Annotated in this window: 11 protein-coding genes; 8 read left to right on the forward strand and 3 right to left on the reverse strand. The window is 63.7% G+C overall.

Features of this window, described 5'->3' with window-relative positions; genetic code table 11:
• From VMW12_08075 to VMW12_08085, 3 genes are all read left to right on the forward strand, one after another.
• Nucleotides 1-805, forward strand: an 805-nt coding sequence (locus VMW12_08075; protein HUZ49678.1) for a transposase, incomplete at its 5' end; no start/stop codon positions are given.
• Between the two features lie 60 nt (nucleotides 806-865).
• Nucleotides 866-3,499: a DEAD/DEAH box helicase gene (locus VMW12_08080; protein ID HUZ49679.1), complete on the forward strand. Its 2,634-nt coding sequence runs from the start codon at nucleotides 866-868 to the stop codon at nucleotides 3,497-3,499.
• The gene (locus tag VMW12_08085; GenBank protein ID HUZ49680.1) at nucleotides 3,496-4,251 is read left to right on the forward strand and encodes a metallophosphoesterase; all 756 of its coding nucleotides are present in this window, start codon (nucleotides 3,496-3,498) and stop codon (nucleotides 4,249-4,251) included. Before VMW12_08080 ends, VMW12_08085 begins: the two co-directional genes overlap by 4 nt.
• On the opposite strand, the gene VMW12_08090 is transcribed toward VMW12_08085, so the two are convergent.
• Nucleotides 4,248-4,796 carry an NUDIX hydrolase gene (locus tag VMW12_08090; protein ID HUZ49681.1) on the reverse strand — a complete coding sequence of 183 codons (549 nt, stop codon included), beginning with the start codon at nucleotides 4,794-4,796 and terminating at the stop codon, nucleotides 4,248-4,250. The two genes, VMW12_08085 and VMW12_08090, sit on opposite strands and share 4 nt — an antisense overlap.
• Before the next feature lie 54 nt (nucleotides 4,797-4,850).
• Between VMW12_08090 and VMW12_08095 the strand changes: the two genes are divergently transcribed.
• The 5 genes from VMW12_08095 to VMW12_08115 all read left to right on the forward strand — a co-directional run bounded on the left by VMW12_08095 (nucleotide 4,851) and on the right by VMW12_08115 (nucleotide 12,226).
• Nucleotides 4,851-6,467, forward strand: coding sequence for a 3-hydroxyacyl-CoA dehydrogenase NAD-binding domain-containing protein (locus tag VMW12_08095; protein ID HUZ49682.1), 1,617 nt, complete (start codon nucleotides 4,851-4,853; stop codon nucleotides 6,465-6,467).
• Between the two features lie 2 nt (nucleotides 6,468-6,469).
• Nucleotides 6,470-7,642, forward strand: coding sequence for an acetyl-CoA C-acyltransferase (locus VMW12_08100; protein HUZ49683.1), 1,173 nt, complete (start codon nucleotides 6,470-6,472; stop codon nucleotides 7,640-7,642).
• Nucleotides 7,614-9,149: an aldehyde dehydrogenase family protein gene (locus tag VMW12_08105; protein ID HUZ49684.1), complete on the forward strand. Its 1,536-nt coding sequence runs from the start codon at nucleotides 7,614-7,616 to the stop codon at nucleotides 9,147-9,149. Before VMW12_08100 ends, VMW12_08105 begins: the two co-directional genes overlap by 29 nt.
• Nucleotides 9,150-9,250: 101 nt before the next feature.
• Complete coding sequence (locus VMW12_08110; GenBank protein HUZ49685.1) at nucleotides 9,251-9,484, forward strand: hypothetical protein; 234 nt, start codon at nucleotides 9,251-9,253, stop codon at nucleotides 9,482-9,484.
• A gap of 126 nt (nucleotides 9,485-9,610) precedes the next feature.
• Nucleotides 9,611-12,226, forward strand: coding sequence for a TonB-dependent receptor (locus tag VMW12_08115; GenBank protein HUZ49686.1), 2,616 nt, complete (start codon nucleotides 9,611-9,613; stop codon nucleotides 12,224-12,226).
• 83 nt (nucleotides 12,227-12,309) lie between these two features.
• Here the strand turns inward: VMW12_08115 and VMW12_08120 are convergent, their stop codons facing one another.
• Together VMW12_08120 and VMW12_08125 are read right to left on the reverse strand one after the other, a co-directional pair.
• The gene (locus VMW12_08120) at nucleotides 12,310-12,534 is read right to left on the reverse strand and encodes a hypothetical protein (GenBank protein HUZ49687.1); all 225 of its coding nucleotides are present in this window, start codon (nucleotides 12,532-12,534) and stop codon (nucleotides 12,310-12,312) included.
• Nucleotides 12,535-13,122: 588 nt separating this feature from the next.
• Nucleotides 13,123-13,521, reverse strand: a complete 399-nt coding sequence (locus VMW12_08125; protein HUZ49688.1) for a hypothetical protein — start codon at nucleotides 13,519-13,521, stop codon at nucleotides 13,123-13,125.
• Between the last annotated feature and the right edge of the window lie 23 nt (nucleotides 13,522-13,544).

The following is a 13,544-nucleotide window of genomic DNA, read 5'->3' on the forward strand; positions in this document are numbered from 1 at the left end:
TAAGGGGCGCGCCGTGCCGCCGTTTGGCCGTGCGTGGCTGGTCTGCAAGCTCGGGCGCTGGTACGCCCAGTTTGAGTGCGAGCGCGCGGTCGAGCCTTTGCCGGAAACCGGGCACGCGATTGGGCTCGATCGCGGCGTGAATATGTTGCTCGCCACCAGCGACGGCGAGTTAATTGCCAACCCGAAGCATGTCGCGAAGGCACGGCTGCGCGTTGAGCGGGTGCAGCGGGTGGTTGCCAAGCGTAAGCGGCGCGGGAAGAACCGGCGCAAGGCGATTGATACGCTCGCGCGCCTGCACGAGAAGGTTGCGCGGCAGCGCCGTGACTACGCGCACAAGGTCTCACGTGGGCTGATCGATGCGAACGATGTCATCGTGCTGGAAGACTTGCGCTTGCGCAATATGACGCGCAGCGCAAAGGGGAGTATCGAAGAACCAGGCCGCAACGTTGCGGCCAAGGCCGGGCTCAATCGGGCGTTGCTCGATGCGGGTTTTGGCATGATCGCGCAGTTGATTGCGGAGAAGGCTGAAAGCGCCGCCCGCAGCGTCATCTACGTCGATCCGAAGTACACCTCGCAAACGTGCGCCGCGTGCGGGCACATTGCAAAAGAGAATCGCTCGGGGCTACAGTTTGCCTGTGTCGCGTGTTCGCACGTCGATCATGCCGACGTGAATGCGGCGCGGGTGATTCTTCAGCGGGCTCAGAAGGGGCCCTTGGCGAGCCGCGCCGCAGCGGCGGACGGCACCGACCCAAGAACCGCGCTATCGTCGAGTGGACCTCGGCTCACGCTGCACGATGCAGCGTGAGGGCGCAGACTTCGAAGAACAAGAACTAGCCCCCATGGGCTCGAACGGGTGTTCGAGCCCATGGATAGCCCCTTTGTCGCCCTCCACCCCGACGTCGCCCGCTGGTGCGTCGATCGCCTAGGCGAGCCGACGCTCCCGCAACGCGATGCGTTGCCGCCGGGCATCGAGCGACGCAATCTGCTGATCTGCTCGCCGACCGGCACGGGTAAGACGCTCGCCGCGTTTCTTCCGATCGTTTCGAGGCTCGCACATCGGCGCGATGCCGACGAGTTGTACCCTAAGACGTACGCGCTGTACGTTTCACCGCTGCGGGCTCTGGGTTACGACGTGGAGCACAACGTGCGGCGACCGCTGCGCGAAATGGGGTTGCTCGAACGTCCCAATTCCGAGCGCGCGACCTTACGGCGCGGCCGCGTTCGCGAGCATTTCGTGCGCACCGGCGTGCGCACCGGCGATACGCCGGTGGAGGAACGGCGGCTCATGCTGGCTCGCCCGCCGCACCTGCTGATTACCACCCCCGAGTCGCTGGCCCTGATGCTGGCGATGAAGAGTTATCGCAGCGCGCTGCGCAGCCTCGAAACCGTCATCGTCGACGAAGTGCACGCGCTCGCCGGAAATAAACGCGGCACGCAACTCTCGCTTGCCCTGGAGTCGCTCGAAGACGTCGCGGGCGGATTCAATCGCATCGGCCTCTCGGCCACGGTCTCTCCGCTCGACCGCATGGCTGCGTTTCTCGTGGGGCCGCAGCGCGCGTGCGAGATCGTCGATCACCGCGCGTTGCGCTCGCTGCAGCTCCGAGTCGTCGCGCCGTTTACGGGCGCGATGGCGCCCATGACCACCGTTGCCGCTACGGCGAGCGCCCTGTGCGAGGATACGGGAACGTCGCTGGTCTTCACCAACGTCCGCAGCCAAGCCGAACGCCTCGCGCACGAAATGCTGCAAACGCAGACGGGGCTCGAGGAAATCGGCGAGGAGCCCGCGCCGCGGCGCTACGATTCGCGCATCGGCGTGCACCACAGCGCCCTCGAACGCAGCGTGCGCCATCGCGTCGAAGCGGCGTTACGCGCCGGCACGCTGCGCACGGTCGTCTGCAGCTCCAGCCTCGAACTCGGCGTCGATATCGGCTACATCGATCGCGTGCTGATCGTCGGCGGTGCGCGGGGAATGACTTCGACGCTGCAGCGGGTCGGCCGGGCCGGGCATCGGCCCGACGCGATCGCGCGCGGTATCGTGATCGCGCAGGATCGCGACGATATCATCGAGGCCGCCGCGACCAAACGCTGCATCGCCGACGGCGTTCTCGACGAACTACAGATTCCACACGAGCCGTTGGACGTGCTCGCGCAGTGGATGGTCGCAAATGTCTGTTACGACCGCCGGGTAACGCTCGACGCATTGCTCGCGATCGCGCGGCGCAGTTATCCGTATCGAGATCTCGAGCGCGAGGAACTCGTTCGCTGCGCGCGCTATCTCAGCGGCGGCGGTGCGGGTGGTGACGAGGCGCACGTGCGGCGCCTCGGCTTCGACGAGGAAGCCGTCTACGGCCTTGGCCGCGAGGTTTGTGCCGCATTCTTTGACAACGCCGGCACGATCCCGGACGAGCAACACGTGATGGTGCGCGCCAACGGCGGCGAGGTCGGGCGCGTCGAGGAGGGGTTCGCGAACGAATTGCGCGAGGGCGACGTGTTCGTGCTCGCGGGGCGAAGCATGCGGGTCAAGGAGATCGGGCGCAGCGGCGTCGTTGCCGAACCGCATCGCGGGCGCCCAACCGTACCGCAGTGGAGTTCGCATATGAAAGGCGTCTCGCCGGCGCTCGCGGCCGAGATCACGACCTTACGCACGACGGTTGCGCAGCATCTGCGCGCGCGGAATCCGCGGCGTGCGTTGGCCTATCTGCGCGCTCGATACGCGCTGCGGGGTGCCGAGGCGGCGCTCGCGGTACGATACGTCGCGCAACAGCTCGCGCTCTCGGACGTGCCGACGCAGCGTCGCCCGATTCTGGAAGTCTATCGAATGGATCGCAGCCAAACCGTTGCGTTTCATACCTGCGCGGGACGCCGCGTCAACGAGACCCTGGCTCGCGTCGTCGGAGCCCGCATTCACGCGAGCGCCCGTTTGAATACGACGCTGACCACCGACGACAACGGTTTTCTCGTGACGCTGCCGCCGGGGAAGACGCTTCCGGACGTGCTCTGGGCATCGCTGCTGGGGACCGGCGATTTCGAACGAGATCTGGTGCAAGGGCTGCGGAGCTCGCATCTGCTGCAGAATTATTTTCGTTACGTTGCCAACACCGGATTGCTCGTGTTGCGGCGCGCGGGCGGACGCACGCAGCGCCGCGGCACGCAGCGCTGGAATAGCACGCGCATTTTCGAGCGCTTGTGGAAGGCCGATCCACAGTTCCCGCTTTTGCGCGAAACGTTGCGCACGGTCACGCGCGATCTGCTCGACGCGCCGGCGGCGCTGGCGTACCTCGCCGCGATCGAAGGAAGCCCTCGCGTGCTGCATCCTCCCGCGGCGACGCCGTTCACGTTCGGGATTATCACGTCGTCGTTCGGCGATAGCGTGGTGCTGGACGATCGGGCCGAGATGGTCGAGGCCTTGCACGATCGCGTGTTGGCCGTCTTGGGCGAGCGAGCCAAACTCCCGGCCGGCTCGCTCGACGAGCCCACGCTCGAACTGACGTACGGATGAACGCGCCGACGCCCGCCGTTCCAACGGCAGTGTTGCAACTCGGCGCCGTCGCGCTGCCGAACGGCTTGCTCTGGCTGGAGCGTTCTCGCGCGCTTGTCGTTGCCGACGCGCACCTGGCGTATGAAGAAGCGATCGGCGGCGCGCTACCGCTCTGGAGTACGGGAGAAGCGCTGGCCACGCTCGAGCGGGCGGTCGCGCGTAGCGGCGCCCGCGAGGTTATCTTTCTCGGCGATATCATCCACGGCAGCCGGATGAGCCAGGGCGCGGCGGAGATCGTCCGCGACGCGCTTGCGGCCTTGCGCCGTGCGTGCGAGGTAACGCTGGTGGCCGGAAATCACGAGGGACGGACGCGCGGGGTTGCAGTTCTCGGCGAGACCGTCCTCTTCGCCGAGCGCGACGGATGGCTGTTGGTGCACGGCGACGATGTCGCGCAGGGAGGCACGCGCCGCATCGTGGGGCACCTTCATCCCACGATTCCGCTCGGCGGCGGCAAGAGCGCACCGGCGTTTCTCGCATCGGCGCGCTTGATCGTCGTGCCCGCCCTCACCCCGTATTCGACCGGCTTGAACGTGCTTTCGCGTGCATGCACGCAGGCGCTCCGCGCGTTCGGCTGCTCGGCCGCCGAGTTCGCGGTCGTTGCATCCGGCGATAGCCGCGTCTATCCGTTTGGTTCGTTGACAGCCCTGCGTGCTGCGACCGCGGGCGCGAGCGCCGGCGGCCGGTACGCGCGCAAGCGTCTCTCGCCGGATTAGAGCGACGCGAGTCGCTCCAGCGCGGCGTACGACGCGGCGATGCAGGCGACTGAATCGATGGCGCCCTCGCGCAGGGCGCGCGTAAACGCGGCGAGCGGCAGAACTTCGACCTCGATGTATTCGCTGGGGTCGAGATGTTGCTCGTGGGTACGCTCTGCGTCGTATGCGATGTAGGCCGTCATCGTCGACGTCGATCGCACCGGTTCCGCCGCCGCGTGAAGGAACATCTCCCAGCGCGGCGCGGTGTAGCCGGTCTCTTCCGTCAGTTCGCGCTGGGCGCACGCAAGCGGGTCCTCCCCGCGTTCGCGCGACCCGGCCGGGAGTTCGAGCGAGATGCTGTCGTTGCCGTAGCGATACTGGCGAACGAGCACGATCTCGCGCTGCTTCGTCAGCGCGAAGACCATCACGAAGCCCTCCGACTCCCGTACGTAGTACTCCGAGAGCAAGGTACCGTTCGGGAGCTCAATCGCATCGCGGCGCAGCCTCAGGTATGGGGAGTCGACCACGAGGGCGGACGAGCGCACGTGCCAGAGCGGTTTTTCCATGCGGATGGTATCGCACGAAGCGTTTGCCTCTCCTGTCGCGAACTGCAAGCCTTCGTGGAAGATTCTGTCATCGTCGTCGGCGCCGGAACCATGGGCGCCGGTATAGCCTTCGTCGCGGCGCGCGGCGGCTTTCCGGTGGAAGTCGTGGAGCCGGACGCGTCCGCGCGCGAGCGGGGCCGGGCCCGCATCGAGGCCGATGCGTTGCGAGCGGGCGATGCGTCCGCCGTATCACGCATCCGCTGGATCGAACAGATCCCGGAGCGCAGCGCGGCCACGATTGCGATCGAGGCGGTTCCCGAAGACCCTTCGCTCAAAATACGCATCTTAACGGAGCTCGAGCGCGCGTTAGCCTCGGATGCGTTGCTCGCAACCAACACGTCGTCGCTCAGCATCACCGAGCTGTTTAGCGGTTTGGATCGCCCCGAACGAGCGATCGGCCTGCATTTCTTCAATCCGCCGGCGGCGATGAAGCTGGTGGAAATCGTCCGGACTGCGAGCACGGACGATCGCGCGATCGAGCGAGCGCGAGCGTTCGTGGAACGCAGCCGCAAGAGTGCCGTGCTGGCCGCCGACACGCCCGGGTTCATCGTCAATCGCGTCGCCCGCCCGTTCTATCTTCAGGCGCTGCGTGCCCTCGATAGAGGCGCAGCGCCGATCGAGACGATCGATGCGCTGGCGCGTGCGGCCGGTTTTCGGATGGGACCGTTCGAGCTGATCGATTTGATTGGGATGGACGTCAATCTCGCGGTCAGCGAGTCGATCTACGAACGCACGGACCAAGCGCGTTTGATTCCGCTCGAGTTGCAGCGCGCGATGGTTGCGCAAGGCCGCCTCGGGAGAAAGAGCGGGCTCGGATTCTACGACTATCGTAACGGCGTGCCCGAACGTCTCGACTTGCGCGTCGATCCTCCCGGCGGGGAACCGATCGAGGACGAGGTCGTTGCGATCATCGGTTTCGGCGGAATCGCCGACGAACTCGCGGAGCTCCTCGAACAGCGGTACGTGCACGTGCAACGGATCGAAAACGACGACTTGATCGATGAGTTGCGGCTCGATACGACGATGGTGATCGATACGGGAGACGGCACCAGCGATCGCGGCGAGCTGGTGGCATCGATGGATTCTTTTCTCGGCCCCGAAACGGTGGTGTTCGTCGATGCGTATGCTACCGACACTCAAGCGGCGGCAAAGCGCATGCGTCATCCCGAGCGGCTGATCGGCTACGGCGTGCTTGGCAGTTTCGAATCGCAACGGGCCGTCGAAATCGCCGATTCGCCGGGGGCGAGCGACGATGCGTTAGCGCTGGCGCAAGAGCTTTTCGAACAGCTCGGGAAAGGCGTCGCGCTGGTTGCCGACGAGCCGGGCCTCGTGCTCGGACGCATCGTCGGCTCGATCGTCAATGAGGCCGTGATCGGCGTACACGAAGACGTTGCGACCGCCGACGACATCGATCTTGCGATGCGTCTGGGAACGAACTATCCGATCGGCCCGATTGCGTGGGGACGCGAAATCGGCGGCGCTCGGGTCGCGCGCATTCTCAACCGGCTTGCACAGGCTGAAGGCGACGCGTTCGCACCGCACCGTTCGCTGTGGGTTCTCGATGCGCTCGACGAGCCGGAAGAGGGGCTCGAACCACCCGAACCGCAGGGCATCGGCGGAGGCATCTTTTAGTGCTGGGCCGCGAAGTGTGGGTGATCGACGCGGTGCGCACGCCGATCGGGCGTTTGGGCGGAGCGCTCGCGCAGGTGCGTCCCGACGACCTTGCGGCGAGCGTCGTGCGCGCCGTCGTCGACCGCGCGGTCGTTCCGTACGACCGCATCGACGACGTGTTTTTCGGCGCCGCCAATCAAAGCGGTGAGGATAATCGGAACGTCGGACGCATGGCTGCGTTGTTGGCCGGGCTTCCCGTCGAGGTCGCGGGCGCGACGTTCAATCGCCTATGCGGTTCGAGCCTCGAAGCGATCAACGCCGCGGCGCACGCGATCGCATGCGGTGACGCCGACGTGATCGTAGCGGGAGGCGTGGAATCGATGACGCGCGCTCCGTACGTGCTGACCAAAACCGATCGCGCGTTCGGCCGCGACCAGTCGCTGGTCGATACGGTGCTCGGGTGGCGGATGGTGAACCCCGGCATGCCCGCGGAGTGGACGGTCTCGTTGGGTGAGACGGCCGAGCGCGTAGCCGACGAGTACGGCATCGGCCGCGCCGAACAAGACCGATTTGCGCTGGAATCGCAACAACGCTACGCGCGTGCGCTCGCATCCGGCGTCTTCGATGACGAAATCGTTGCCGTCGGGGAGGTGAGCCGCGACGAGCATCCGCGCCCGGCAACGACGCTCGAAGCCCTAGCCAAACTCAAGCCCGCGTTCCGCCCGGGCGGAACGGTGACGGCGGGCAACGCTTCGGGTATGAACGACGGGGCCGCGGCGGTGATCCTCGCCGGCGCGGAGATCGCGGCGGAGCTTGGCCTGCTCCCCATGGCTCGCGTGCGCGCCAGCGCATCGGTCGGCGTGCGGCCGGACATCATGGGCATCGGCCCGATCCCCGCCACGCGAAAGGCCCTTTCGCGAGCCGGCCTGACGATCGCGGATATCGACCTGATCGAGATCAACGAAGCCTTCGCCGCGCAATCGATCGCCTGCATGCGCGACCTGGAGTTGCCGCCCGAAAGGACGAACGTCAACGGCGGCGCTATCGCGCTAGGCCATCCGCTCGGGGCGAGCGGTGCGCGCATCGTCACCACCTTGCTGCACGAGTTGCGGCGACGCAAAGGACGCTATGGATTGGCCACGATGTGCATCGGGGTCGGCCAAGGTATTGCAACGATTTTCGAAAGAGTGGAGTAACGACTACATCATCATGACGACGCTTACGGTTCCGGCTACGACGCAACTCTTGATCGGTGGAGCGTGGCGTGACGCCGGCGACGGTGCCACGTACGAAGACCGCAATCCCGCGAGCGGCGCGATGCTGGCGCGGGTGGCGGAAGCGACGCGCGATGACGTCGACGCAGCGGTGGCAGCCGCTCGCGCGGCGTTCGATGCGGGAAAGTGGTCCGGTATGACGGCCGCGCGCCGCGCGAAAATCCTCTACAAAATGGCGCAGCTCATCGGCGAGCGCAGTAAAGAACTCGCGCTACTGGAAGTGCGCGATAACGGGAAGACGATCGGCACCGCCAAGGGCGAGATGGGCGCCATCGTCGATTGTTTCGAATTCTATGCCGGTGCCGTGAGCAAACACTACGGCCAAACGTTGCCGCCTCCGATGTCGACGTATCTTGCCAACACCGTTCGCGAACCCGTCGGCGTCGTCGGCGCGATCGTGCCGTGGAATTTTCCACTCTTGCTCGCATCCTGGAAAGTGGCGCCGGCGCTTGCGGCGGGTTGTACCGTCGTTCTCAAGCCGGCGCCGGCGACGCCGCTCACAGCGATAGAGCTGGGAAAGATCGCTTTGGAAGCGGGCGTGCCGGAAGGCGTCCTCAACATCGTTACGGGGTCGAGCCGCGAACTCGGACAGTGGATCGTCGAGCACCCCGCGATCGATAAGATCGCCTTTACCGGCAGCACGGCTACCGGTAAATTGGTCGCTCGAACCGCCGCGCAGACGCTCAAGCGCGTCACGCTCGAACTCGGCGGCAAATCGCCTTCCGTCGTCTTCGACGACGCCGATCTCGACGGCGCGGTCGCCGGCGCGTTGTACGGGATTTACTATAATGCCGGCCAGACGTGCGAGGCGCGCTCGCGCATCCTCCTTCAGCGCGGGATCTACGATCGCTTCATCGCCGCGTTCGCTCAGAAAGCCGCGCTCATTCGCGTCGGCGACCCGGAAGATCCGCAGACGCACGTAGGCGCGATCACGATGCGAGAGCAGTTCGACAAAATCGCCTCCTATTGCCGAATCGGGGCCGAAGAGGGTGCGCGCGCGATTGTGGGCGGCGGCGCCGCATCGCTCCCGGGCGATCTCGCCGGCGGTATGTTCTGGAACGTCACCGCGTACGAAGCCAAGGCGTCCGACCGCATCGCGCGCGAGGAGATTTTCGGCCCGGTCGTCTCGTTCGTTCCCTTCGAAACCGAAGCGCAGGCAATCGCTCTTGCGAACGACTCCGAGTATGGCCTCTCAGCCAGCGTCTGGTCGCAGAATATCGGCCGTGCCAACCGAACGGCACGCGCGATTCGCAGCGGCACGGTCGCTATCAATACGCCGTACGCGGTCTTTCCGGGAGTACCGTTCGGTGGGTACAAACAATCGGGATACGGACGCGAGCTTGGCCTGGAAACCATGAATCTGTACAGCGAGACCAAGAGTGTTCTTACCTACATCGGAGAAAAACCACTCAACCCGTTTGGGGTTTAGCGAGGACCATCCACATCGAACCGCTGAAAATCGGCCACCAGTACGATACGACCTACGGCACCCTGTGGAAGGATGGAACGTTCTTTGCGCGCGGCACGAGCGTGACCGTCGTCGGCGTCCATCTCGACCAGGGGTTCTGCGTGCGCTTTCCCGCCGACGTCGACGGGGAACCGCTGGAGACGTGGGAGGACTGGAGCGAAGTCGACTTCCTCGCTGCCCAAGGAAGCATCGAGCCGCCGGACGTGCCGATCTCGCACGCCGTGCTGGCCGAGGCCCGGGACGTCCTCTCCGACGCCGAGGACGGCTGTCATCTCCACCTACACGAAGACGACTAAAAGTTCATATTGGTGACGTAGGTCGCCTCAATATCCCTAGATAATCTTCCCCGTGCTGGGGGTAGCTCGCGGCCGCTAACGGCTCCGAGCGATCATCCATTCCTCTATCACCCGAAAGGACCGAGAATGCATTCTCGCTTCACTCTGGTGCTGGTCGCAATGCTGTTTGCGATTCCGATGGCCGCTCGTTCGGACGAGGCCGCCGCGACGCTGAACGGCACGGTGAAAAGCACGTCGGGCGCGCCTATTTCCGATGCGCGCGTTCTTATTTCAGGCCCGGCCAGCAAAAGCACCACGACCGACGCTGCCGGACACTTCACGATTTCCACGGTCGCCGGCTACTATCGGCTCGACGTCACCAAGGGCGGCTACGGCCGTGCGACCTTGAGCAACCTCGCACTCTTTGCCGGCGAAACGCTGCCGATCACGGTAACGCTACAAGAAGCGAGCCTGAGCACGCTGCGCACGATCGCTACGGTCTCCGTTAACGGAGCCAGTTCGATCAATACCGGAGCCGCCGTTTCGACGATCACCTCGCGCGAAGCGTTTACCAATCTCGCGAACCCGCAGATCAATAACGTGATCGCGCGTATCCCCGGCGCCGGTATCGAGCGCGGCTCGACATCGCCGAACACCTCGATCTCTCTGGGCGGCGCGCAGCCGTACGAAACCCAGGTCCTCATCGACGGCCATCCCGTTTCCGGCGGGCGATACGGCGTCTGGTTCTCGCAGTTCTTCAACTCGTTTTTGCTGCAGGACGTAGAGACGCAGACGGGCCCGGGGAACACCACGCCGTTCGCTTCAACGACCATCGGCGGTACGGCGAACCTCGTCACGCCGGACTTTACGGGGAAACCCACGGCCGAGTTCGTGACGGGGCTCGACAACTTCGGCGCGCAGTACTCCAGTTTTCTTGCAACCGACCGGTTCGGCAAGCTTTCGACCGTCATCGGCGGTGCGGTGAGCGGCGTCAAGGGACCGTACTATGAAACCAGCGGTTGCGTGGTCAAACTCGCCAACAATACGATCTCGCAGGTGCCCGGGCAAATCGGTATCGAGCAATTCTGCGGCGATCTCTCCGGCTCGCTGGTCAGCAAGGGAGAGATCCTCAAATTCCGCTACGATCTCTCGCCCTCAACCTCGCTATCGGCGGGCTTCGTTGGTTCGCAAGCGGGCTACGTGCCGCAAGGAACGGCCTACGGGCAGGATGCCGGCCAGACGACGATCGTGCAGTGTATCCCGACAGGATCGGTATCGTACTCCGGGCAGTGCGGAATCCCGGGCAAGGATATCGGCAAGACCGTGAACGGATACATTTTCTTCCCGGGTTCCAAGGTGTATAACAATCAGCCGATCTTCACCGGCGAATTTCGCACGTCGCTCGGTGAGAATACGCTCCTGGTTCGCCCGTACGTCGGCAACATCTCGCGTATCATCGATGGATCGGGCGAAGCCAATTATGCCGACCATTATTCGCCGACGCAAAGCGCGAGCTGCCCGACGGCAGCCGGCGGCGGCTTGTATTATTGCCCGCAGGGCGCGTTCAATCTGCTCGAATCGGACAAACTGCACGGAACCACCGTGTCGTTCATTCATCCGTTCGGAGAGAACCTCCTGAACTTTACCTACGACTATCACAGCGACGATACGTTCGCGTACTACGGCAGCCCGTCGGCCGTCAACACGCCCGACACGCTGGAGAAGTACAACATCTTTTCGCTCACCGGCGATTTTGCGCTGGCGCGTCACTTGAGCCTGCGGGGCGGTCTCTACGAGACCAATTGGAATCTCAACGGCATCCAAGAAATTCCGACGACGGTCGGCGGAAAAATCGTCCTGGTACCGGCGTCGCTGACGCGTAGCGTTAGCCGCTTCGATCCGCATATCGCGCTGACGCTTTCGCCGAAGGCGGGGCTTTCGTATCGCGCGTCGTTCGGAACGTCCGCGGTCTATCCGTACGCCTCCGAGGTCAGCGGATCGGCGTTCTTTACGCAGCCGAACGTAGTCGCTCCGAACGGTTCGATCACGCAGAAGAATCCGTTCCTGGATCCGGAAACGGCGACGGCGTTCGACATCGGCATGGACAAGCGTTTCGGTCGCGATAGCGTGCTGAGCCTCGATTTGCAAAATACCCAGATTCACAACGTCGTAGAACAGTTCACGACGGTCATTCCGGGTTCGCCCTCGATCAATCAACCGGTGAACGTCGCCGGTCTTTCGGCCCAGTTGCTCACCATGAAGTATAGTCACGAGCCCGGTATCGGGCTTGGCTACTATGCGACGGCGACGCTGAGCCGCTCGATCATCAACGGCGTCCCGGCGGCATTCTACAGTGCGAATGCCGTTTCGCAGCCGGCGAACGGCCAGCAACAGTGCAGCAACGGCGGGAGCCAGATCTGCATTCCGTATCTCAAGGCGTACGCGGCGGGAAGCTACACGCTGCGCGACAAGACGTACTTCGAACTCGGCGCCGATTTCGAAGGCAAGAACAATACCTACAATCAACCGCCCTTCACGATCTGGGATCTGGTCGTGAAACGCCCGGTAGCCAAGACGCTGACGGTCGGGCTCTCGGTGGAGAATCTGTTCAACACCAACAACTTCAACAATCTGCCGCAGCCCGGAACGGGCGTCGCACAGGTCGGCCAAAACGCGAATGGTTTGGCGTCGATCCTAGCGCCGCTCATCCCCGCGCCGCCGCGCACGATCCGGTTACAACTCGACTACCACATCAACCGCTAAAGCCCCAAGGCTGAACGAAAAGAGCCGCACTCGAATGAGTGCGGCTCTTTTATGACCGAGAGATGGCAGGTAACGGGGGCTTCCTAAAGTGGAAGATCGCGTTGGAAGCAGCTTCGATAGATCAACTGCGGATTGAGAAAGAGCGGAAGATTCGACGCATCGATTCGCTCGAAAGGTAGACCGATGAGATCCTCAAACCAGAATCGATGCGCGTTATCCCTGATGAGATAGCCGACGACTTGCCCGTGCCGACCACTGTCACTAATGGCCCAAATATTCACGACGGTTGATGCCTTCCCGCTACCCATCGTGTTCGACGTTCCCAGAGCCGAAGTCGACGATGCACAGCGAGCGCCGACACTAGGAGCGTACGGCCCGGATTCTAGGCGGAGTTGCATTCCCGGTAGAATGCCGATTACTGCTAATGCAATTGATTGGGCGATCATTAGGCGACTGTCAAGGGCTGACTGAAACAATCATGCACGACTGGGCCCTTTCCATTTGAAGCTTGGTTCTTGGCGTCTATGCTTTGCATTCTTTTGGATTTGCCGCGGTGTTCACAAGATCAGTGATCGTGCTCGTTTAGCGCCGGGCCCGCGAAGGGTGCTCCGCCCAGCCAGTTTGCTGCCGCGGAGCCGCCGACCGATGGGTTGTTCTCCACCCGTGACGCGAGAATTTCCTTCATGCGTGTTTCCTCGGAGCCGTCGCAAGGACGGAGGAAGTTACCGCATTACCGTGTCGGCTGGTACGCTTGAAGCTACCGCCAGCAACAGCGGAAGCCAGATCTGTATTCCGTATCTCAAGACGTACTTCGAACGCTTAGCCCAAGGCTGAACGAAAAGAGCCGCACTCGATGAGCGCGGCTCTTTTCTTTAGACGGAACGTCAGACGGAGTGCTAGTTGCCGAGGTAAACGATGTTTCCTTGCCAGTATTTGGTGCAATTCGAGGACTGCACCGTCGGCGAGAAGTTGTACCACCAGCAATAGACTTGGCCGGGCGTTAGGCTCGAGAACGTGACCTGCCCGTTCGGTCCGGTCGTCGCTTGTGCGATCGGCGCGGCGGTGCTGAGGTTCCCATTCGGGTCCGGCGTAGCTTCCGAAACCAGAGCGCCGGCGGCCGGCTGCGAGGAGACGGTGACTTCGACGACGGCCGAGGTAATGTTGGGGTTCGGCGAATACGTCGTCGCCGTGGGTGACGGGATCGGCGTGACCGTTCCGTAGGGATTGTAATTGCTGTTGCACGCGGCCAAGGCCAGTGCTGCGAGCGCGAGAGCGAATGCGAAGCGTTTGGGCATGGCGGGCGAGGTTCGACCGCTGT

The organism is Candidatus Dormiibacterota bacterium (assembly GCA_035532835.1).
Lineage (GTDB): Bacteria > Vulcanimicrobiota > Vulcanimicrobiia > Vulcanimicrobiales > Vulcanimicrobiaceae > DAHUXY01.

Coding starts and splice junctions, on each gene's coding strand:
- VMW12_08115 (HUZ49686.1), top strand. CDS start 9,611: ATGCATTCTCGCTTCACTCTGGTGCTGGTCGCAATGCTGTTTGCGATT.
- VMW12_08085 (HUZ49680.1), top strand. CDS start 3,496: ATGAACGCGCCGACGCCCGCCGTTCCAACGGCAGTGTTGCAACTCGGC.
- VMW12_08080 (HUZ49679.1), top strand. CDS start 866: ATGGATAGCCCCTTTGTCGCCCTCCACCCCGACGTCGCCCGCTGGTGC.
- VMW12_08125 (HUZ49688.1), bottom strand. CDS start 13,521: ATGCCCAAACGCTTCGCATTCGCTCTCGCGCTCGCAGCACTGGCCTTG.
- VMW12_08120 (HUZ49687.1), bottom strand. CDS start 12,534: ATGGGTAGCGGGAAGGCATCAACCGTCGTGAATATTTGGGCCATTAGT.
- VMW12_08090 (HUZ49681.1), bottom strand. CDS start 4,796: ATGGAAAAACCGCTCTGGCACGTGCGCTCGTCCGCCCTCGTGGTCGAC.